The following is a 20,541-nucleotide window of genomic DNA, read 5'->3' as shown; positions in this document are numbered from 1 at the left end:
CCGGGAAGGGAATGACCTTCGCATGAGGGAGCACCCATCGATCTTCTCGATCCGCCCCACCGTCGCGATCGACCTGTCCGACCGGCACGCGCTGGTGACCGGCTCGACCCAGGGCATCGGCTACGCGATCGCCGCCGGGCTCGCGGCCGCGGGCGCGCGGGTCCTGGTCAACGGACGGTCCGCCGAGCGGGTGGACGAGGCGGTGAAGACGATCCGCTACGAGGTGTCCGGCGCCGACGTCCGGGGCGTCGCCGCCGACGTGACGACCGCTGCGGGCGCGGACGCCGTCCGCGCGGAGGCACCCGAGCTGGACATCCTCGTCAACAACCTCGGCATTTTCGGGGCCAAACCGGTGCTGGAGATCGACGACGACGAGTGGCGGCGCTACTTCGACGTCAACGTGCTCACCGGCGTCCGGCTCACCCGCACGTATCTGCCGGGCATGATGGAGCGCGGCTGGGGCCGGGTGATGTACATCAGCAGCGACTCGTCGGTCGTCACGCCGGTGGAGATGGTGCACTACGGGGTCACGAAGACCGCGCTGCTCGCGGTCTCCCGCGGCTTCGCGAAGGCTGCCGCCGGTACCGGGGTGACCGTCAACTCGGTACTCGCCGGACCGACGCACACCCGCGGCGTGGAGGACTTCGTGGCCGAGTTGGTCGGCGACGACCTCCCGTGGGACGAGGCCCAGCGCCGGTTCATGGCCGAGCACCGTCCGCAGTCGCTGCTCCAGCGCCTGATCGAGCCGCCGGAGATCGCGCATCTCGTGACGTACCTGGCTTCCGACCTCGCATCCGCGACGACCGGGGGCGCGATCCGCGTCGACGGCGGCTACGTGGACTCGATCCTGCCGTAGGCCGTGTCCTGTGGATCTCGCTGCGAGCATGGATCAACAGGACACGGCCTAGCCAAGCCGTACCGATTCCGTACGCTGACGGGCGACGCGGGAGGGGTCGGTGCGGGTCTTCGTCAGCAGCACGTCGGAGGAGTCGGCTCGGTACCGTGGAGCCGCGATCGCGGTCTGCCATCGGCTCGGTCTGCAACCGGTGGACGCCGCGGACCTTCCCGACCCGGCGGCGCGCCGGGCCGCGGTCGGGGGATGCGATCTGCTGGTCCTGCTGCTCGGGGCCGGCTTCGGGAGCGGACCGCCCGGCACCCACGCCTCCTACCTGGAGCTGGAGTACGAGTGGGCGGCCGGACGGCAGCGCCCCCGGATCCTGGCGTTCGCGGTGGCACCGAGGAGCGAGAACGACCCGGCCGACGACGGCGTCGATCGGTTCGCGACCGTGCTCCGGACGCGGCACGGGCTGACCCGGGTGGCGAGCGTGCCGGAGTTCCGGGCGGCGTTGCTGCGGGCGCTGGCCCCGTACGGTGGCGGCGCGGAGCCCGAGCCTGCTCCGGCGGTACCGGCTCCGCCGGCCTTCCACGCGGTGCCGCCGTACGTCGGCAGCGCACCGTTCACCGGGCGGGCCGACGCGCTGGAGACGCTCGACGCCTGGGGCCGCTCGGATGACCCGGTCCTCGTGGTGGAGTCCATCGGCGGCATCGGGAAGAGCGCGCTGACCTGGGAGTGGGCGCGGGCCCGGGCGCCGGAGGTCGTCGACGGCCTGTACGGGCGGCTCTGGTGGAGCTTCTACGGTGGCTCGGCGTCGATCACCCGGTTCCTGCGGGAGACGCTGGTGTACGTCTCCGGTCTGCCCCGCGACGAAGTGGGTCGGCTGGGCCGCACCGAGCTCACCGAGCGAGTGCTCGCCGCGTTACGCGAACGTCCGTACCTGCTGGTGCTCGACGGCTTCGAGCGGCTGCTCACGGCGTTCGGGCGGTTCGACCCGTCCAAGCTCCGCGACGAGGACGTGGAATCGGCACGCCGGTCGCTGATCGAGCCGCACGCGGACGAGGTGGTCCGGGCGCTGGCCTCGGTGGGGCCGTCGAAGGTGCTGGTGAGCACCCGTCTGATGCCGGACGCGCTAGCCGGCCGGTACGGGCGCCCGGTGCCCGGCGTCACGCACCTGGGGCTCCCCGGCCTGACCGACGCGGACACGCGCGTCCTGCTCGACCGGCTGGGCGCGCCGGGCGTCCCGGAGCGCGTCACCCCGTTCTTCCGGCAGCTGGAGAACCATCCGCTGCTGGTCGGCGTCGTCGCGGGGCTGGCCAGGACCCACCCCGGCGGTCTCGACGGCTGGCTGGCCGACGGCGTCGGGCCCGAGTTCGCGGGGCTCGACCTGGCGAGGCGCCGCGCGCACCTGCTGGACGCCGCGCTCGCCGCCACCCCGGCGCCGCACCGCCAGCTGCTCGGCTGGATCTCGGTGCTGCCCGGGGCGGTCGACCGGACCACGATGGAGGCGATCAACCCGTTCCGCCCCGGCAACGCGCGGGACTGGGACGGGGCCGCGGAGGACGTGGAGGCACGCGTCCGGCTGGACGCCGCGCTCACCGACCTCGAGGAGCGCGGACTGCTCTGGTGGGATCGGTCGACGGCGGCCACCGCGTACGACCTGCACCCGATCGTCCGCTCCTACGTGCACGACACGTTGGACGCTCCGGAGCGCGTCGCCGCGAACGAACGGATCCGCGACCACTTCCAGAGCCTGCCACCGGAGGATCCGGCGACCGCGACCAGCGTCGAGGACCTCCGGCAGACGCTCACGCTCTTCTACGCGCTGGTCGGCGCCGGGCAGCGGACGGAGGCGAGTGCGGTCTGGTCGCGGGCGCTGGGCGACCCGCTGTTACTCAACCTCGGCGCAGCGGCCACGGTGGTCGAGCTGCTGACGCCGCTCGCCGCGGACGGCAGCCGAGCGGTGCGTGCCGACCTCGCGATCGCGTACTACCTGCTCGGCCAGTACACGGTCGCGGTCGCGCAGGACACCAGCCTGCTCGCCGACGCGCTGCTCGCCCGGGACGCCGAGGCGGTGGCGCGGAGCCTGGCGCGGCTCGCCGTCGGACTGGCCGCCGCCGGCCAGGAGCTCGCGGCGGCCCGGACGCTGGAGCTCTACGCGGCAGTGCGGGACGCGGCGGGAGACCTGGCGAAAGGTGACGCCTGGCTGCTCGGCGAGCGGGGCATCGGCGCGATCCGGTGCGGACGGCTCGACGAGGGCCTGGCGCTGCTCGACGAGTCGGCGGCCGCAGCGGCGTCCGTGCGGATCCCACCGGCCGCGTGGTCGGAGGCGGCCCTGGCGTACTGGCGGTGCGTCGCCGCGCTGGCGTCCGGCGACCTTGCCGAGGAGGCGCTGGACGCCGCCGCGGCGTACGCCGGTGACTGGCGGCACCGCCGCCGGGTGGCCGAGCTGCGTGCGGAGTGGCTGCTCCGCGCCGGGCGGTACGCGGACGCGCTCGCCGTGCAGCAGGACGTGGAGCGCTACGACCGGGACGCCGGGCGGGAGACCGCGCCGGCGACCACCGCGTACCTGCTGGCCCAGCTCGACCGGCGCGAGGAGGCGGAAGGCGCGCTGGACGAGGCGCTGCAGCGGCTCGCCCGACTGCACCCGGCCGCACGTCCGCACCACCGGATCGCGATGGCGTTGCTCGCGCTCGGCCGCGCGGACGAGGCGACGAAACACGCCCTGAACGCTTACACGCAGGCGTGGCGGGACGGCCCGCCGTACGCGTCCGCGCACGATCTGGAGTCCGCGCGTGCGCTGCTGCGCGACCTGGGCGTGGGCGAGCCCGTGCTTCCGACGCGGGAGTCGGTGACCGTCCCGCTCGAGCGCGACGTCCACGCGTTCGTGGACTCAGCGTTCTGACCAGGTATCGACGTATCGCGGCGGGTGATACGTCGCTACCTGGTCAGTTTTCTTCGACCCTGTCGACAAGGCCCCAGCGGAGCGCTTGGGTGGCGTCCACGCGCTGCCCGGACAGGCCGAGCCAGGCCGTGCGTTGGCGGCCGATCCGGCGCGGCAGGCTGACGGTTCCGCCGGCGCCGGGCACCAGCCCGAGCGTCACCTCCGGCAGGCCGATCGACGTGTTCTCGGCGGCCACGACGCGTCCGGCGAACGCCGGCAGCTCGATCCCCGCGCCCAGGCAGGCGCCGTGCAGGTGGACGGTGGCGCGACCGGCGACGGTGTGCAGCAGCCGGGCCGGGCTGCGCGTCAGCCGGGTGAGGTGCGCGAGTGCGGGGTCGGGGCGGCTTCCGAACTCGTCGAGGTCGCCGCCTGCGCAGAAGTCCGGACCGTCGCCGCGGAGCTCCAGGCGACCGTCCGGATCCGCGATCACCAGCGCGAACGCCTCGGCGAGCGCGTCCCGCATCGCCGCGTCGAGCGCGTTGCGCCGTTGGGACCGCACGAGAGTGATCCGGACGAGGCTGCCCTCCCGCTCGACGCGCACTCGGTCGCCGCTCCCCTCCGCGGGCTTGACCGGCCGCCCGGATCGCCAGCGGAGGAACTCCGCCCCGGCCTGGAGCGTCGAGTACGTCGCCGACTCGGCCACCAGCCCGGCCGGGACGTCGAGCCCCTCGGCCGAGCGCAGCAGCAGGGCCAGCGCCGACGCCGCGAGCGGGTTGGCCGCGGCCACCGCGGTGAGCGCGTCCAGCCCCGCGGCGCTGCCGTCGGACGGGGCGACGAACGGCCGTGCGGCGTCCGGGTCATCGGTGAGCAGGACGTCGCCGAGCAGCAGCGGCACGTGCCCCACCCCGGTGAACACCGCCGGGTCCGGCGCGACCAGAACGACGACGCACGGCAGCGCCCGGACGTCGACCGCCGACCGACTCGGGTCGACGAGCCCGGCGAGGCCCGCGGCGGCGGCACCGTCCGGAACCTCCACCGCCACCAGCGGCACCCCGAGCACGGGGGAGAACGTCTCGGTGGCTCGCGGGTCGCCGAGCGCGTCCAGCAGGGCCCTGACGTCGAGTCGTGGGACGTCGGGCGTCACGAGTCCGCCCGCTTGCGGGCGCGCTGTGCCGCGGACCGGGGCGGCGCCGCTCGCATGTGGTCCCGGACGCGGGTCAGCAGGTCGGCCAGCGCTCCGAGGTCGTCCCGGGTGAGCGGGTCGAGCAACAGTTGCCGGACGACGTCCACGTGGCCGGGGAGGACCGCGGCGATCCGCTCCCGGCCCGCCGCGGTGAGGCCGAGTGTCGTGCTGCGCTCGTCGTCGGGGGAGGGGGTACGCGTGATCAGCCCTGCCTTCTCCAGCAGGCCCGCCTGGTAGGTCAGCCCGCTGCGGCTGACCACCAGGCTGTCGGCCAGGTCGGTCATCCGCAGCTGCCCGTCCGACGCCTCCAACAGCCGCATCAAGATCTTGAACTGGACGTTCGTGAGCTCCCCTGCGCTACGGAGCTGCTGCTCGATCGCGTGCTGGAGCAGGCTGCTGACGTCCATCAGCGCGAAGTACGCGCCGAGTTCGGCGGCGTCGAGGCCGGGTTTCGTCACTCGTCGATTCTACTTGCTTCAAATTCAAAGCATGCTACGGTACAAGAGTGCTTCGAGTTCGAAGCAACTGAGGAGGAGTGTGTCATGAAGGCTCAGCGCTACGCCGAGTTCGGATCGCCGTCGGTTCTCACCACTGTGGACCTCGACCGACCGGTGCCCGGCCCCGGCCAGGTACTGCTCGAGACCGCGGCGGCGGCGTTCAACCCGGTCGACGCCGCGATCCGCGCCGGGTACCTCCAGCCGATGTTTCCGGGCGCGTTCCCGTACGTCCCCGGCATCGAGCTGGCCGGCCGGGTCGCCGAGGTCGGCCCGGACGTCGCCGGCCTCACCCCCGGTGACGCGGTGATCGGGCTCTTACCGCTGGACGTCGCCGGTGCGTCCGCCGAGTACGCGCTGGTTCCGGCGTCGGTGCTCACCGCCGCACCCACCCGGGTCCCGCTCACCGACGCCGCCGCGCTGCCGGTCGGCGGCCTCACCGCCTGGCAGGCGCTGTTCGAGCACGCGAACCTGCAAGCCGGGCAGCGCATCCTGATCAACGGCGCCGGGGGAGCGGTGGGCGGCTACGCGGTGCAGCTGGCCGCCCGCGCCGGTGCCCACGTGCTCGCCACCGCCAGCTCGCGCACCGCGGAGCGAGCCCACCGGTACGGCGCGGCCGAGATCGTCGATCACACGGTCACCGCGGTCGTGGACGCCGTCGCCGAGCCGGTCGACGTCGTACTCAACCTGGTGGCCGGTGCGGACGACCCGCTGCTGGGGCTGGTCGCGCCCGGCGGCGTCTACGTCTCGACGATCACCGACCCGCCGTCCGACGGCCCGGTGCGGGCGGTGCGCATGTACGTCCGCAGTGACGCGGCCCAGCTGGCCACGCTGGTGTCCCGGGTGGACGCCGGTGAGCTGGAGATCGACGTCGCCGAGCGGCTGCCGCTGCACGAGCTGGCGTCGGTGCACGAGCGGTCGGAGGCCGGGAAGCTCGCCGGCAAGGTCGTGCTCATTCCCTAGGTTCAGTCCCACCAGAAGCGCCAGACGGACACCCCGGTCAGGTCGGCCGCGTACTGCTCGAGCGAGCCGGCGCCCTGCCAGATGTTGTCCGGGCAGAACGCGAAGTGCTCGGCGGCCACCCGCAACGCATGATCGTGGTCGGTCGGGGGTGCGGCGACACTCAGGAGCAGCGTGTCGAAGCCGAGCCCGACCAGCCGGGCCCCGAACCGATCCTCCCAGCTGCGCAGCACGGCGGAGAACTGGGCGGTGTCGTTCTCGTAGTTCAGCGGCCCGCCCCAGCCCAGGGCGGCCGGGGCGTCGGCACCGCGTCGGCTCGGCACCAGGCCCAGCCTCGGCTCAGTCAGTACGTCGGCGTCGGCCAGGATGTACGCGACCTCGGCAGCGGCGTCGTCGGGATCGTCCTGATCGACCCCGGGCGGAGCCAGGCCGGGCCACCGGGTGCCGAACGGAGCAGTGGCCGCGGACTGTGAATCGTCGTCCGGGGTGTACGCGGCCCACCAGCCGGCGAGGAGCTCTTCGGCGTCGTGGGCGCCGGGTTCGGAGGTGACCATCGTGGGGTCGAGTTCGCCACTGGCCCACGGACGATCGGGCTCGTCCTCCGAGAGGCCACTCAGCAGCAGCGGCCATAGTCCGGTGCGGGCGTGAGCGGCTCGAAGTACCGTCCACGCATCGGCGGCCGGCTGATCGTCGCTGAGCCAGAGCATCGGCTGGTCGCGGGGGCCGTCCTCGGTCTCGTGCCGGAGGCGGCCGGGTGGCAGCGTCAGGCCGAGTGACCCACCGGACGGGTCGGCGGCGAGGGCGGCCAGCGCATCGTTGGATCCCATCATGCCGCCGACGGTAGCGGCGCCCTCCGACAGTCCCGCACCTGTTCCGACCTTCCTGCCGGCGGCCGGTGTGTGCCCGCGTCAACCCGCCGCGACGGGCGCGGCCACCCGCAGGAAGTCGAGCTTGGCGGCGTCCTCGGAGTCGGCCGGTGCGGTGTACGTGACGATCCGCAGGTCCGCAGACCGTCGAAGAGGGCACCGACGCGATCGTGGCCCTCGCGACGATCGGCGCCGACGCTCCGACCGGCACCTTCCGCGACCGCCACGGTCTGGTCCCCTGGTAGCGCCCTTCGGTCGCGCGGCGCCTGCCCCGACGTCCTAGAGCGTCGTCCGTACGTGCTCGGACGATGGGGCCGCGAGGGCGGTCGCGAGCGGGGTGTGCAGCAGACAGAGGTCGGCCGGGTGACCGGGCGCGATCCGGCGTTGGTGCCCCGGACGGTCCGGGTCGGCGAGGAACAGGCCGAGCGCGACCGAGGCCGGTACTCGCTCGTCCGGGCCGAGCACGTCGCCGTCCGGCGTCCGGCGGTCTCTCGCGGCGGCGATCGCGACCCACGGGTCGGGCGGCCCGAACGGGGCGTCGGTCGCGGCGGCGACTCGAACGCCCGCGTCGCGCAGCGAGCGCACCGGGTAGAGCCAGTCGCGCTCGGGTGCCGGGACGTCCCGCTGGTAGGCGTCGCCGCGGTCGGCGAGGAAGCCCGGGTTGGTCACCACCGCGAGTCCCAACGCGGCGAGCCGGGCGGTGTACCCGGGCGGCACGATCCCGGCGTGCTCGACGCGGTCGCCGGGGACGGCGCCGGCCTCCTCGATCGCGGCGACGAGCGTCACCAGCTGCTCGGCGGTGACGCAGTGCACGGCGACCGGGGATCCGGTGGCGTGGCTGTCGCCGATCGTGGCGGCGAGCGCGTCCACGGTGGGCAGTGTGGCGTCATCGAGGATCAGCTTCTGCGGACCGAGCCGCACCGCGGTACCCGCCGGGAGGCTCAGGCCCGGGGGCGACATCAGCACGAGCCACGGCAGCCGCAGCCCGCTCGCCCCAGCCGCGCCCGGTCGACCCGCGCCCGGTCGACCCGCGCCCGGGTCGGCCGCGCCCCGCTCGGCCGGCGCACTCGTCCCAGCCGGGGAATCGCCCCGGCCGCTCGACCACAGGGCCGCCAACGCGGTCGTCTCCGCCTGGTCCCGGCCGGGGGTGGCGTCCGTCCAGCGTGTCACTCCCCACGCCGCGGCCTGCCGGGCCAGGTCGGCCAGCACCTCCGGGAACGGGTCACGCAACGGCGCGGTCCGCTCCCGCAGCCACCCGTCGGCCCGCCAGAGCCGCCCGGTCGGCTCGCCGGTCGCGTCCCGCTCGACGCCGTCCGCCGTGCTGCCCGCGGCTCCGGTGAGCGCCAGCGCCGCGCTGTTGAGCACCCAGAGCACACCCGTGCGGTGCTGGATCCGGGTCGGGCGCGAGCCGGTCAACGCGTCCAGCCGGTGCCGGTCGAGCGGGCCGCCGGTGCTCTCGTGCCAGCCGATGCCGCGGAGCCAGACGTCCGGCGGTGCGGCGGCGACGGCCTCTCGGACGCGCCGGTCGAAGTCGTCCGGCCCGTCGGCCACCGCGAGCCGCACCGACCAGCGGGTCGCCGCCCAGGCCCGGAGGTGGACGTGGTGGTCGTGCAGGCCGGGCAGCAACGCGCCGCCGCGGGCGTCCACCGTGGCCTCGTCCGGCGACCGGTCCAGCCCCGGGCCCACTGCGGTGATCCGGGCGCCGTCGGTGCGGACGTCGACGCGCGCGACGCCGTCCACTTCGGCGTTCCGGATCAGCACGGCGCCGCCCACCCGTCACCGGCCCGGTCGTGAGGGTCGCCGCCGGGCGTCGTGGCGCCCGGATGACGGAGGACGCCGTCGGCGTCGCGAGGGTGCTCCACCACGGGGGCGTCACCCGGACGGCTCAGGTCCGCGCAGACCCCGGCCATCGCGACGTCGAGCAGGTGGCCGCCGCCGGTTCGCCGGGAGGCCAGCGCGGCGGCGGCCGCGTACAGCCCGGTCAGCGGATCGGCGATCGCGTCACCGCAGAACACCGGCGTCCCGTCCGGCGCGGTCGCGAGCAGGCCGCCTGCCACCGCCGCGTCGTCGCCGAACGCCACCCGCTGCTCCGGGTCGTCCCGGCCGTATCCGGTGATCGAGATCCAGGTCCGGCCCGGTCGGGCCGCGAGCCACTCCTCGGCGACCAGCCCGAGCCGACGCAGGGCCCGCGGGCGGCTGCTCTCCACGACGACGTCGGCGTCGGCGGCGAGCGCGGCGAGCGCGGCGCGCCCCTCCGGCGTCGAGAAGTCCAGGACCAGGCTCGCGTGCCCGTCGTGCAGCTCGGCGTAGAACTCCGGCGGTCCGAACCGGGCGCCGTCCGGACGCCGGACGTCCTCGACCTTGACCACCTGCGCCCCGGCGCGGCCGAGCACGTGGACGCAGAGCGGGCCGGCCCACATCGCCGAGAAGTCCAGCACGACGAACGAGCCGCCGACCGGTGCCGAGCCGCCGAGGTGGTGCGTCCGGAGCGGCGGGATACCGGTCGCGCTGCCCGGGACGGCGGCGGGGATGCCGAGCAGCTGGGCGCGTGCCGCCAGCGTCGCGGCGGGTGCGGCTGCGGCGGCCGTGGCCAGGGCGTCCCAGGGATCGCCGTCGACCTCGGCCTCGAGCAGGGCCGGAAGCAGGTCGAGGTCGGTCGGGCGGGACAGGTTCACCGCGAGCCAGCCGTCGGCCGCCGCCAGGAGCCGGCAACTGCCGTTCGCCGACGTCCGCCCGGCGCGGGCCCAGCCGTGCAGCGCGGCACGCCCGGCCAGCACGTGCGCGGCGTCGATCGCGAGCGGGGACAGCGCGTCGAGCAGCGCGCCGACCCGCGCGGTCACCGGAGCGCCGGGAGCCGTCGGGGGACCGTCCGGCGCGCCGGTCAGCTCGGCCAGGCCCCAGCCGAACCACGTCTCGACCGCGCACGGAGCCGCTGCGTCGTCGGCGGGCACGGCGGTGCCCAGGACGCGTGCCACGTGTTCGCCCTCCTCGCGGAGCGACGGGCGGCAGCGCGCGGAGAACACGTCGCCAGCGTAGTTGTCTCCCCGCCACGCACGGAGCACCCGGACCAGGCGACTGAGCTGCGAGTGCGCCTGGGCCGGGTGCCACGCGTCCTGCGCGCGGACGGCCGCGGGGTCCGCCGGTGGCTGACGGGGCGGCACCGGCGGACCGGCCGTCCGCCCGGGTGGGGCGCGACGAGGGCGCCCCACCCGAGCCGCTACGGCTTGCTGCCCGAGCCGACGAGCGCCGGCTCCTTCTCGTCGGGCCGCGGTCCGCCGTGGTCGTCGTCGTCGAGCATCGTCGTCTCGTCGAACGGCGACTCCCCGGCGAGGACCCGCCGTGCCTGCTCCCGGTCGATGCTGTCGGTCCAGACACCGATCAGAATCGTCGCCACCGCGTTGCCGGCGAAGTTCGTCAGCGCGCGGGCCTCGGACATGAACCGGTCGATGCCGACGATCAGGCCGACGCCGTCGAGCAGCGCGGGCTTGTGCGACGCCAGGCCGCCGGCGAGCGTCGCGAGACCGGCGCCGGTGACCCCCGCCGCGCCCTTCGACGCGATGATCATGAACAGCAGCAGCCCGATCTGCTCGCCGATCGAGAGCGGCTGGTTCAGCGCGTCGGCGATGAACAGCGACGCCATCGTCAGGTAGATCGCGGTGCCGTCCAGGTTGAACGAGTATCCGGTCGGCACCGTGATGCCGACGACCGGCCGGTCCACGCCGAAGTGCACCATCTTGGCGATCAGCCGCGGCAGCGCCGACTCCGACGACGACGTCGAGAGGATCAGCAGGAACTCGCGGGCCAGGTACCTCAGCAGCGAGAAGATGTTGATCCTGGCGACCACCCAGAGCAGCGCCCCGAGGATGCCGAACACGAAGATCGCGCACGTGACGTAGAAGCCGAGCATCACCTGGAGCAGGGCGGCCAGCGCCTCCCAGCCGGTCTCGCCGACCACGGCGGCGATCGCACCGAACGCACCGATCGGCGCGACCCACATGATCATCGCGAGCACCCGGAAGACGAGCTTCTGGAAGTACCCGATCGTGCGCAGGATCGGTTCGCCGGTGCGCCCCATCGCCTGGATCGCGAAGCCGACCAGCAGCGCGATGAAGAGCGCCTGGAGCACCGAGTCCTCGGTCAGCGCGGAGATCAGCGTGGTGGGGATGATGCCGAGGAGGAAGTCGACGGTTCCGCCCTCGCCCTCGGCGGCCAGGTCCTTACCGGCGTCGGCGTTGGCCTCGAGGTCGAGTCCGGAACCCGGCTGGAGGAGGTTGCCGACGATCAAGCCGATCGTCAGCGCGAACGTCGACATCACCAGGAAGTAGCCGAGTGCGAGGCCACCGACCTTGCCGACCTTGGCCGCGCTGCGGATCGACCCGATGCCCAGGACGATCGTGCAGAAGATGACCGGGCCGATCATCATCTTGATCAGGTTGACGAAGCCGGTTCCGAGGGGTTTGAGCGCTACGCCGACGCCGGGCGCGACGAGCCCGACGATCGCGCCGGCGACCACCGCGACGATGACCGCGATGTAGAGGTAGTGCGTGCGGTCCCGACGCTTCGGGGTCTGCTCCGGAGGGGTGTCGCCGGGCGGGGTGTCACCGGGGGGCGTGTTGCCGGGTGGGGCAGCAGTACTGGACATGGGGCCCTTCTTTCTGCGCGATGTCGTCGACGGCACGGCAGGCGAACCCATTTCGACCGGCGACCGCCGAGAAGGCCGGAGGTCGAAAGCGTTCAGGTAGGTGGATGCCCAGAATTTCGGCGTCAGTGACACCGGTCACTGTTCTGTACATTGCGATCATCGAAGGAAGGTCGCGCTGGTGTTACGTCCGCGGGATTGGAGCCTGGCCCGGCAGCTGCTCGCCCTGCAGATCGCGGTGGTGACGGTCGTCGTCGCGGCCGGGCTGGGTGGCGCGATCGCGCAGGCGGAACACGCCACCGAGGAGCGCGCGGCCACCCGGGCGCTGGCGATCGCCCGCGCCGTCGCGGCGACGCCCGACGTCCGGACCGCCTTGGCGTTGCCCGCACCGAGCACCGTGCTGCAGCCGCACGCCGAAGGCGTGCGCCGGGCCACCGGCACCGACTTCGTGGTGGTGATGAGCACCGACGGGATCCGGTACAGCCATCCGGACGCGACGCAGATCGGGAAGAAGTTCCTCGGCCACATCGACGACGCGGTGCGCGGCGACGCGTTCACCGAGACCTACACCGGCACGCTCGGACCGTCGGTGCGTGCGGTGGTGCCGGTGATCGCCGACGGCGCCGTGCGAGGGCTGGTCGCCGTCGGCATCGTCCGGAGCGCGATCGACCGCAGCCTGCAGGGCCAGCTGCCGACGCTGGCGCTCGCGGGCGTGCTGGCGCTCCTGCTCGCGGCGGGCGGCACCTGGCTGGTCAACCGGCGGCTCCGGCGGCAGACCCACGATCTGGGCCCGCGGGAGCTGAGCCGGATGTACGCCTACTACGACGCGGTGCTGCACGCCGTCGGCGAAGGCTTGCTGCTGCTGGACCGGGACGGCCGCGTGCAGCTGGTCAACGACGAGGCGCGCCGGTTGCTCGCGCTCCCCACCGACGTCGTGGGACGTCGGCTCGACACGTTGCCGATGCTCGGCGACGGCGGACCCCGGGTCGACGAGATCCACCTGACCGGCGACCGGGTCCTCGTGGTCAACCAGCGACCGGCGGGCGACGGCAGCGTCGTCACGTTGCGGGACCACACCGACCTGCAAGCGCTCACCGGTGAGCTGGACTCGGTGCGCGGCTTCGCGGAGTCGCTCCGGTCGGCGGCGCACGAGGCGTCGAACCGACTGCACACCGTGGTGTCGCTGATCGGCTTGGGGCGGGTGACCGAGGCGCTGGAGTTCGCCACCGGTGAGCTGGCACTGAGCCAGCGGCTGGCCGACCGGGTCGTCGAGTCGGTGGAGGAGCCGGTGCTGGTCGCGCTGCTGCTCGGCAAGGTGGCGCAAGCCTCCGAGCGGGGCGTCGAGCTGGTGCTGGACCCGGACGCCCAGGTACCGCCCGGCGTCGCCGACCCTCGCGACCTCGTCACGATCGTCGGCAACCTGATCGACAACGCGGTGGACGCGGCGGTGGCCGCGCCCCCGCCGCGGCGGGTGGAGGTCGGCGCCTGGCTGGACGATGAGGAGCTGGTGCTCCAGGTGGCGGATTCGGGCACCGGGCTCGACGCCGCGCAGGTCGAGCAGGCGTTCGCGCGCGGCTGGTCGACGAAGACTGACGAGCGGCTGATCGGGCGAGGGCTCGGGCTGGCGCTGGTGGGTCAGACCGTGCACCGGCGCGGCGGGCGGATCGACGTCACCGGCGACGGGGGTGCGGTGTTCACCGTGCGGCTTCCGGTGCGAGCCCGGGTGCCGTCGTGATCAGGGTGCTGGTGGTGGAGGACGACCCGATCGCGGCCGACGCGCACGCCGCCTACGTCCGGCGGGTCCCGGGCTTCACGGTCGCCGGGGTGGCGCTCACGGCCGCGGACGCGCTCCGTGGGATGAACCGGGCACCGATCGACCTGGTGCTGCTCGACATGCACCTGCCCGACCTGCACGGCTTGGACGTCTGCCGGCGGATGCGCGCGGCCGGCCACCGGGCGGACGTCGTCGCGGTGACCTCCGCCCGCGATCTGGACACCGTCCGCTCGGCCGTCTCGCTCGGCATCGTCCAGTACCTGATCAAGCCGTTCGTGTTCGGGACGTTCGCGGAGAAGCTGGAGCAGTACGCCGCGTACCGTTCGCGGGTGGCCGGCGGCGGCGTGCTGAGCGGCCAGCACGAGGTCGACCGCGCGCTCGCCCTGCTGCACGGCCGGGGACTGACCGGCCTGCCCAAGGGGATGAGCCCCGAATCGCTCGACGCGGTGACCACCGCACTTCGCAGCGCGGCCGCCCCGGTCTCCGCGAGCGAGCTGGCCGAAGACCTCGGGATGTCCCGGATCACCGCCCGACGCTACCTGGAGCACCTCACCGACGCGGGCCTGGTGACCCGCGCGGCACGCTACGGCCGTGCCGGGCGTCCGGAGCTGGAGTACACCTGGACGGGCACGGCTCGGGCAGAGTGGAGGTCGTGATCGACGTCGATGCCTACCTGACCCGGATCGGTGCGCACCGGGGGGACTCGCTCGCGGAGCTGCACGCGGCGCACGTCCTGTCGGTGCCGTTCGAGGACTACGACATCCACCTCGGGATACCGATCGACCTGGACCTGGACGCGATCGCGGCGAAGGTCGTCGGCCGACGGCGCGGCGGGTTCTGTTACGAGCTCAACGGGCTGTTCGCGGCGCTGCTGTCCGCGCTCGGGCACCGGGTGACGCTGGTCTCGGCGTTCTCGCTCGACCCCGATCGGACGCCCGGCCCGGACTTCGAGCACGCCCGCCTGCTCGTGGACGACGCCTGGATCGCCGACGTCGGCAACGGGGCCGGATGGCTGCACCCGGTGCCGCTCGCGCTCGGGGTGAGCGCCCAGAGCGGCGGCGAGGTGGAGATCTGCCGCGACGGCGACCTGTGGTGGAGCAACGAGCGGCGTCCCGGCCGGGACGCCGAGACCGGCTGGGCCTGGCGGCCGACGCCGCGGCGGCTGGCGGAGTTCCTGCCGCGGTGCCGGTACCAGGAGAGCGACCCCGCGTCGCCGTTCGTCGCCAGGCGGCTGGCCGTCCTGTCCGTGCCGGGTGGCCGGATCTCGCTGGTCAACGGTGTGTTCAGCGAGACCGGGCAGCCGGATCGCACGGTCGACGAGGCCGAGGAGCGGCGGCTGCTCGCCGAGCGATTCGGGATCGAGCTGCCCGATCTCCCCTGGACCAACCGCAGCGCCGCGTAGGTCAATCGGTGCGGAGCCAGTCGTCGACGACCTCGTCGGTGTGCTGACCGGCTCCGGGGGGCGGCGCGGGCGTGGCGGGCGGCGTCCGGGAGAACCGGGGCGCCGGCGCGGCCTGCGGGACGCCGTTCAGGTCGACGACCGTGTCCCGCGCGGCCAGGTGCGGGTGCGCGGACGCCTCGGCGAACGTGAGCACCGGCGTGACGCACGCGTCGGTGCCGTCGAACACCGCGGCCCACTCGTCGCGGGTCTTCGTGGCGAACACCTCGGTGAACCGCTTCCGGATCGCCGGCCAGTTGCCCGGATCGTCCCGGGACGGCAGGTCGTCGACGCCGAGCCCGGTGAGCAGCGCCGCCCAGAACTGCGGCTCCAGCGCGCCGACGGCCACGTACTGCCCGTCCGCGCACTCGTAGGTGTCGTACCAGGGTGCTCCGCCGTCGAGCAGGTTGGCGCCGCGCTCGTCGCTCCAGACACCGGCGCCCCGGAACGACCAGAACATCTGGGAGAGCAGCGTGGCGCCGTCCACCATCGCCGCGTCGACGACCTGGCCCCGTCCGGACCGCTCCCGCTCCCAGAGCGCGGAGAGGATCCCGACCAGGACGAGCATCGAACCGCCGCCGAAGTCGCCGACGTAGTTCAGCGGGGGTACCGGGCGCTCACCGCTGCGGCCGATCGCGTGCAGCGCGCCGGTGACCGAGATGTAGTTGATGTCGTGGCCGGCGGTCCGCGCCCAGGGGCCGTCCTGACCCCATCCGGTCATCCGGGCGTAGATCAGCCGGGGGTTGACCGCGGCGCAGTCGTCCGGACCGAGGCCGAGCCGCTCGGTGACGCCCGGTCGGTACCCCTCGACCAGGACGTCGGCCTTCTCCACGAGCGCGAGTAGGCGCGCCTTGTCCGAGGGGTCCTTGAGGTTGAGTGCGATCGAGCGGCGTCCGCGCAGCAGTTGGTCGGAGGAGCCGACGGTCGGGTCAAACCCGGGCACCGGGCGGTCGACCCGGACGACGTCGGCGCCGAGGTCGGCGAGGATCATCGCCGCGTGCGGCCCGGGTCCGATGCCGGCCAGCTCGAGAACCTTGAGCCCGGCGAGCGGTCCCGGCATGTCAGCGACCCTTCCACACCGGCGGACGCTTCTCGGCGAACGCCCGCGAGCCTTCCTGGGCGTCCTCGGAGCCGAAGATCGGCCCGACGATCGCGCCCTGCTTCTTCCACAGGTCGGCGTCGGCCCAGTCCTGCGACTCCACGATCAGCTGCTTGGACGCGGCGACCGCGAGCGGCCCGTTCGCGGCGATCCGGGCGGCCATCGCCTTCGCGCCGTCCAGCGCCCCGCCGCTCGGCGTCAGCGTGTTGACCAGGCCGTGGCGGTGGGCGTCCGCGGCGGTGAGCGGGTCACCGGTGAGCGCGAGCTCCATCGCCACCGCCGGCGGGATCCGGCGGGGGAGCCGCACCAGGCCACCGGCGGCCGCCACCAGACCGCGCTTGACCTCGGGGATGCCGAACTTCGCGTCCTCGGCGGCGACGATCAGGTCACAGGCGAGCGCGATCTCGCAGCCGCCGGCCAGGGCCCAGCCCTCCACCGCGGCGATCAGCGGCTTTCGCGGCGGCAGCATCGTGATGCCGCCGAAGCCGCGTCGCTCGTCGTTGGGGTTCTCGCCGGTGACGAACGCCTTGAGGTCCATGCCCGCGCAGAACGTGCCACCGGCTCCGGTGAGGATTCCGATCGTGAGGTCGTCTCGCTCGTCCAGTTCGTCGAGTGCGGCAGCGATGCCCACGGCCACCGCGTTGTTGACCGCGTTCCGTGCCTTCGGCCGGTTGATCGTGATGACCGCTACGCCGTCGACGTGCTCGACCTGCACCTCGTCGCTCACGTGAGCAACCTCCCGCCGTTGGGTTCCGCCTCTGCTCGCAACGTATCGGAGCGGCCTCGCACCGCGTGGAGCTTTTCGGTCAGACCTGACCGGAAATGCTCTGAGAGAGCGGTCACATCACACTGTGCGAACCGGTGGGGGAGCACCCGCGCCGGGCTACCGTGCGGCTCGTGCAGCAGACGACCACGGGTGCGCCGACCATCCTCGACCTCTTCACGCTGGAGGAGATCGAGCGGGATGTCTACCGCGCGAACACCGTCTTCGACGACCCGTTCCCGCTCTACGGGGGCCAGGTGGCGGCGCAGGCACTGCGGGCGGCCGGGCTGACCGTTCCCGAGGGGCGGCCGCCGCACTCGCTGCACGGCTACTACCTGCGCGGCGGGAACTCGGGAGTGCCGACGGACTTCTCGGTCGAGCGGGACCGGGACGGCCGGTCGTACTCCGCCCGCCGGGTCGTCGCCCGGCAGGGTGACCGCGTGGTCTTCACGATGTCGTGCTCGTTCTCCGTGGTCGAGGACGGTCCCGATGTCGACGCCGCGGAGGCCCTTGAGGTTCCGGACCCGACGACGCTCCCGCCCGCGCCGATGCCCCGGCTGTTCTCGATGGAGGGCTCGCTGCCGCCGGCGCCCTACCCGGGCAGCGAGTGGCCGACCCGGTTCTGGGCCCGCTGCACCGCGGAGCTGCCCGCCGTGCACAAGGATCCGCTGATCCACGCGTGTGTGCTGACGTACCTCTCGGACATCTCCACCGGCCTGGCGCCGTACCACGACGAGACGTCCGCGTCCGGGTCGAGCCTCGACCACGCGATCTGGTTCCACCGCCCGATCCCGCTGGACGGGTGGGTGCTGATGGACCTGGTGCCGCACTCGGTGGCGCGGGGCCGCGGTTTCTACCACGGTATGATCCGCACCGCCGACGGAACGCTCGGCGCGACGATCGCGCAGGAAGCCTTGTTCCGCCCCCGCGGCAGCAGCGTCTTCCACCAGCCCAGGTCCTAGCCCGCGACGGCCTCCAGGAAGCGGAGGCGGTCGGCGGTCGCGCGCTGGGTGACCGCCGCCTCCGGGGCCAGCAGGTCGAACCCGTGCGGCGCACCGGCGTGCAGGTGCATCTCCACCGCGATGCCGACGCGGGCCAGCCGCGCACCGAAGGTGAGGCCCTCGTCCCGGACGACGTCCACGCCGGCCACCTCGAGGTAGGTCGGCGGCAACCCGGCGACGTCGCTGGCCCGGGCCGGTGCGGCGTAGGCCGGGGCGTGCCCGGGCTCGGCGTCCAGTGGCCGGCCGAGCACCGCGGCCCACGCCGCCCGGTTGGCCTGGTAGCTCCAGAGCGGGCCGCGCCCGAGCAGCGGGTCGGGGGTGACCGTGCGGTCGTCGAGCAACGGGTGGATCAGCAACTGGCCGGCGAGCGTCGGCCCACCACGATCCCGGCCGAGCAGCACGGCACCGGCGGTGATCGCCGCGCCGCCGCAGTCACCGGCCACCGCGATGCGGGTGGGATCCATCCCCAGCTCCCCGGCGCGCTTCGCGGCCCAGACGATCGCCGCGTATGCGTCCTCCGCGCCCGCCGGGTAGGGGTGTTCGGGCGCGAGGCGGTAGTCGACGGCGAGCACCGGGATGCCGCCCGCGCCGACGTACCGGCGCACGACCGGGTCGTAGATGTCCAGGTCACCGGCGATCATGCCGCCACCGTGGAAGTAGACGACGAGCCCGGTCACGGGGCCGCCGGGGCGCCGGTAGAGCCGGAGGGGCACCTCCGTGCCGTCGGCCGAGTTCACGGCGTACCGCGTGACCTCGATGCCGGTCGGCACCGCCGGCTCGGCCGTCAGCGCACGGAGCGCCGGCTCGAGCGAGGCCCGGACCGCTAGGGCGTCGCCGCCGATCGGTAGCCCGTCGACGGCGCCGGGTCGGTCGGCTGCCTGCCGGGCGTCGAGCGCCGTGCGGATCTCCGGGTCGAGGCCGAGCGCCATCCGCCACCTCCGTGTGCCGAGAACTCTTCTCGCGCAGATTACCCATGTATGACGGATTTCGGTCAATGGTGGTTGTTTGGCCGGTCAGCGAACCGGTGAGGTTCGGTGTCCCGTCCCGGGCCCAGTGCCCGCCGTCGGCGCGGGACACTGGGGTGTCGACGTCACACCCCCGGGAGCGCGCGCGTGCCAGGCCCTACCAGTGATCCGGCCGCTGCCGGCGGTGACCACCTGCTCGGCGTCGACCTCGGACTGACGAACACGGTCGCGCTGGTCCGGCGGCCGGACGGTCGTACGGCGCCGTTGCTCTTCGACGGCGAGCCCGTCCTGCCGTCCGGCGTACTGCTCGACGCGGACGGGATCGTCCGCGTCGGCCGGGACGCCGAGCGCCGCGCCGCCGACGATCCGGACCACTTCGAGCCCACGCCCCGCCGCCACATCGGCGAGCAGAAGTTCCGGCTCGGCGTGCGCGACACCACCCCGACCGACCTGCTGGCCGCCGTCCTCGCCGCCGTGGCGGAGGCGGCCACCGCAACGATCGGGACCGTACCGCCGGCCGTCCTGACGCACCCGGTGACGTGGACGCCGGCGGAGCAGGACACGTACCGGCGTGCTGCCGGCCACGCCGGCTTCGCCGCGGTCACCCTGGTCACCGAGCCGGTCGCGGCCGCGGTCGGCGCCGGGATACCGGGGGCGGTCGGGGGCCGTCTCGTCGTCGTCGACGTCGGTGCCCGGCGGTTCGACGTCTCGGTGGTGCGCCGCGAGCCGGAGCGGTTCGCGGTCGTGGCGATCGGCGGTGACCCGACGATCGGCGGCCGGCGGGTCGACGCCGCGATCGCCGCCCACCTCGCCGCCACCGCGGGGCGGCAGCGACGGGAGATCTGGCGCGCGATCGACCGTCCCCGTACCGCCGACGATCGTCGGGTGCAGCGGGCGTTCTGGGCGGAGGTGGGGGCGGCGAAGAGCGCGCTGGGGCTGGCGGAGTCGGTACCGGTCGCCGTGCCGGGGCTGGCGGATTCTCCGCTGACCCGGAGCGACCTGGAGCGCTACTCCCGGCCGCTGGCCGACCGTGTCGTCCGGGTGACCGCGCGGGTGCTGCGTGAGGTCGGGATCCGCCCGTCCGAATTGGACGCCGTGGTGCTGGTCGGCGGTTCGGCGCCGTTACCGACGCTGGCGCCGGCCTTGCACGAGGCGCTCGGGATCGAGCCGGTGCGAGTGGAGCAGCCGGCGTTCGCGGTCGTCGGTGGCGCGCTCGGTCAGCTCGCGGCGGACGTCGCGCTTCCGCCCGGTATCGAGCCGGTCACCGGCGCAGCGCGGCCGCCGATCGTGGTGCCGACGCAGCGCCGGCCCGCCGCCGCGGCGGTTCTGGCCGGGGTGCAGGTGGCCGTCCGGTTCGTCCGGCGTCCGAAAGGGGCGATCACCGGGCCGCCGCGGCGGACGGCGTTACCCGGACCCCGCCGTCCGGACGGTGGGCTTCCGGTCCGCCGCCGGCCCGGGAGCGTCTCGGTGTTCCGTCGTCCCGGGATCGGCCCGGCCCACCGTGACCCCACCGAACCGTCGGCCCGCCTCGAGGTCGTCTGGCACCGTTTCGGCTGGCTGCTGGCCCTGGGCGGGATGGTCGTGGTCCTGATCGCGGCGATGGTCGTGCTGCTCCTGTGAGAGCGGAGTTCCGACCTCCG

Annotated in this window: 17 protein-coding genes and 1 pseudogene; 9 read left to right on the top strand and 9 right to left on the bottom strand. The window is 74.0% G+C overall.

The features are described 5' to 3' along the window. The first annotated feature begins 22 nt into the window (after nt 1-22). Together ABEB28_RS33745 and ABEB28_RS33740 are read left to right on the top strand one after the other, a co-directional pair. Complete coding sequence (locus ABEB28_RS33745) at nt 23-856, top strand: SDR family NAD(P)-dependent oxidoreductase (protein ID WP_345732310.1); 834 nt, start codon at nt 23-25, stop codon at nt 854-856. 100 nt (nt 857-956) lie between these two features. Continuing rightward, nucleotides 957-3,740, top strand: a complete 2,784-nt coding sequence (locus tag ABEB28_RS33740; protein WP_345732309.1) for a DUF4062 domain-containing protein — start codon at nt 957-959, stop codon at nt 3,738-3,740. Between the two features lie 43 nt (nt 3,741-3,783). Here ABEB28_RS33740 and ABEB28_RS33735 read toward each other — a convergent pair whose 3' ends face one another. Both ABEB28_RS33735 and ABEB28_RS33730 read right to left on the bottom strand, forming a co-directional pair. Continuing rightward, nucleotides 3,784-4,863, bottom strand: a complete 1,080-nt coding sequence (locus tag ABEB28_RS33735; RefSeq protein WP_345732308.1) for an enoyl-CoA hydratase/isomerase family protein — start codon at nt 4,861-4,863, stop codon at nt 3,784-3,786. After that, nucleotides 4,860-5,309: a MarR family winged helix-turn-helix transcriptional regulator gene (locus ABEB28_RS33730; protein WP_345732359.1), complete on the bottom strand. Its 450-nt coding sequence runs from the start codon at nt 5,307-5,309 to the stop codon at nt 4,860-4,862. Before ABEB28_RS33730 ends, ABEB28_RS33735 begins: the two co-directional genes overlap by 4 nt. A gap of 135 nt (nt 5,310-5,444) precedes the next feature. Here ABEB28_RS33730 and ABEB28_RS33725 point away from each other — a divergent pair, with 135 nt between their 5' ends. Beyond that, entirely contained in the window at nt 5,445-6,359 is a 915-nt protein-coding gene (locus ABEB28_RS33725; protein ID WP_345732307.1) for an NADP-dependent oxidoreductase, read from the top strand. A 2-nt stretch (nt 6,360-6,361) separates the two neighbouring features. On the opposite strand, the gene ABEB28_RS33720 is transcribed toward ABEB28_RS33725, so the two are convergent. Beyond that, nucleotides 6,362-7,186 carry a DUF4253 domain-containing protein gene (locus ABEB28_RS33720; RefSeq protein WP_345732306.1) on the bottom strand — a complete coding sequence of 275 codons (825 nt, stop codon included), beginning with the start codon at nt 7,184-7,186 and terminating at the stop codon, nt 6,362-6,364. A 167-nt stretch (nt 7,187-7,353) separates the two neighbouring features. On the opposite strand from ABEB28_RS33720, the pseudogene ABEB28_RS33715 reads away from it, so the two are divergent. Continuing rightward, nucleotides 7,354-7,467 (top strand): annotated as a pseudogene (locus tag ABEB28_RS33715) (SDR family NAD(P)-dependent oxidoreductase); the annotation flags it as partial. 34 nt (nt 7,468-7,501) lie between these two features. Here the strand turns inward: ABEB28_RS33715 and ABEB28_RS33710 are convergent. The 3 genes from ABEB28_RS33710 to ABEB28_RS33700 all read right to left on the bottom strand — a co-directional run bounded on the left by ABEB28_RS33710 (nt 7,502) and on the right by ABEB28_RS33700 (nt 11,864). Continuing rightward, entirely contained in the window at nt 7,502-8,983 is a 1,482-nt protein-coding gene (locus ABEB28_RS33710; protein ID WP_345732305.1) for an amidohydrolase family protein, read from the bottom strand. Then, nucleotides 8,977-10,245 (bottom strand): CoA transferase, encoded by a 1,269-nt coding sequence (locus tag ABEB28_RS33705; RefSeq protein ID WP_345732304.1) that lies wholly within the window; start codon nt 10,243-10,245, stop codon nt 8,977-8,979. The genes ABEB28_RS33710 and ABEB28_RS33705 overlap by 7 nt, the downstream gene beginning before the upstream one ends. Before the next feature lie 194 nt (nt 10,246-10,439). Beyond that, the gene (locus tag ABEB28_RS33700; protein WP_345732303.1) at nt 10,440-11,864 is read right to left on the bottom strand and encodes a cation:dicarboxylate symporter family transporter; all 1,425 of its coding nucleotides are present in this window, start codon (nt 11,862-11,864) and stop codon (nt 10,440-10,442) included. 178 nt (nt 11,865-12,042) lie between these two features. Between ABEB28_RS33700 and ABEB28_RS33695 the strand changes: the two genes are divergently transcribed. From ABEB28_RS33695 to ABEB28_RS33685, 3 genes are read left to right on the top strand one after another with little or no spacing between them, the layout of a single operon-like run. After that, nucleotides 12,043-13,596 (top strand): sensor histidine kinase, encoded by a 1,554-nt coding sequence (locus ABEB28_RS33695; RefSeq protein ID WP_345732302.1) that lies wholly within the window; start codon nt 12,043-12,045, stop codon nt 13,594-13,596. Next, nucleotides 13,593-14,291 (top strand): response regulator, encoded by a 699-nt coding sequence (locus ABEB28_RS33690; RefSeq protein ID WP_345732301.1) that lies wholly within the window; start codon nt 13,593-13,595, stop codon nt 14,289-14,291. Before ABEB28_RS33695 ends, ABEB28_RS33690 begins: the two co-directional genes overlap by 4 nt. After that, the gene (locus ABEB28_RS33685) at nt 14,288-15,037 is read left to right on the top strand and encodes an arylamine N-acetyltransferase family protein (protein ID WP_345732300.1); all 750 of its coding nucleotides are present in this window, start codon (nt 14,288-14,290) and stop codon (nt 15,035-15,037) included. The genes ABEB28_RS33690 and ABEB28_RS33685 overlap by 4 nt, the downstream gene beginning before the upstream one ends. Before the next feature lies 1 nt (nt 15,038). Here ABEB28_RS33685 and ABEB28_RS33680 read toward each other — a convergent pair whose 3' ends face one another. Continuing rightward, complete coding sequence (locus tag ABEB28_RS33680; RefSeq protein WP_345732299.1) at nt 15,039-16,133, bottom strand: CaiB/BaiF CoA transferase family protein; 1,095 nt, start codon at nt 16,131-16,133, stop codon at nt 15,039-15,041. 1 nt (nt 16,134) lies between these two features. Beyond that, entirely contained in the window at nt 16,135-16,899 is a 765-nt protein-coding gene (locus ABEB28_RS33675) for a crotonase/enoyl-CoA hydratase family protein (protein ID WP_345732298.1), read from the bottom strand. A 161-nt stretch (nt 16,900-17,060) separates the two neighbouring features. Here ABEB28_RS33675 and ABEB28_RS33670 point away from each other — a divergent pair, with 161 nt between their 5' ends. Beyond that, nucleotides 17,061-17,897, top strand: a complete 837-nt coding sequence (locus ABEB28_RS33670; RefSeq protein WP_376980471.1) for an acyl-CoA thioesterase — start codon at nt 17,061-17,063, stop codon at nt 17,895-17,897. Here the strand turns inward: ABEB28_RS33670 and ABEB28_RS33665 are convergent. Continuing rightward, the gene (locus ABEB28_RS33665; RefSeq protein ID WP_345732296.1) at nt 17,894-18,865 is read right to left on the bottom strand and encodes an alpha/beta hydrolase; all 972 of its coding nucleotides are present in this window, start codon (nt 18,863-18,865) and stop codon (nt 17,894-17,896) included. The two genes, ABEB28_RS33670 and ABEB28_RS33665, sit on opposite strands and share 4 nt — an antisense overlap. Nucleotides 18,866-19,048: 183 nt before the next feature. Between ABEB28_RS33665 and ABEB28_RS33660 the strand changes: the two genes are divergently transcribed. Further along, on the top strand, nt 19,049-20,521 hold the full coding sequence (locus ABEB28_RS33660; protein WP_345732295.1) for an Hsp70 family protein: 1,473 nt from the start codon (nt 19,049-19,051) through the stop codon (nt 20,519-20,521). The last annotated feature ends 20 nt before the right edge of the window (nt 20,522-20,541 follow it).

The sequence above is a fragment of the Cryptosporangium minutisporangium genome (assembly GCF_039536245.1).
Lineage (GTDB): Bacteria > Actinomycetota > Actinomycetes > Mycobacteriales > Cryptosporangiaceae > Cryptosporangium > Cryptosporangium minutisporangium.
Note: the sequence above shows the minus strand (reverse complement) of the source record. Positions and strands in the feature narration are given on the sequence as shown.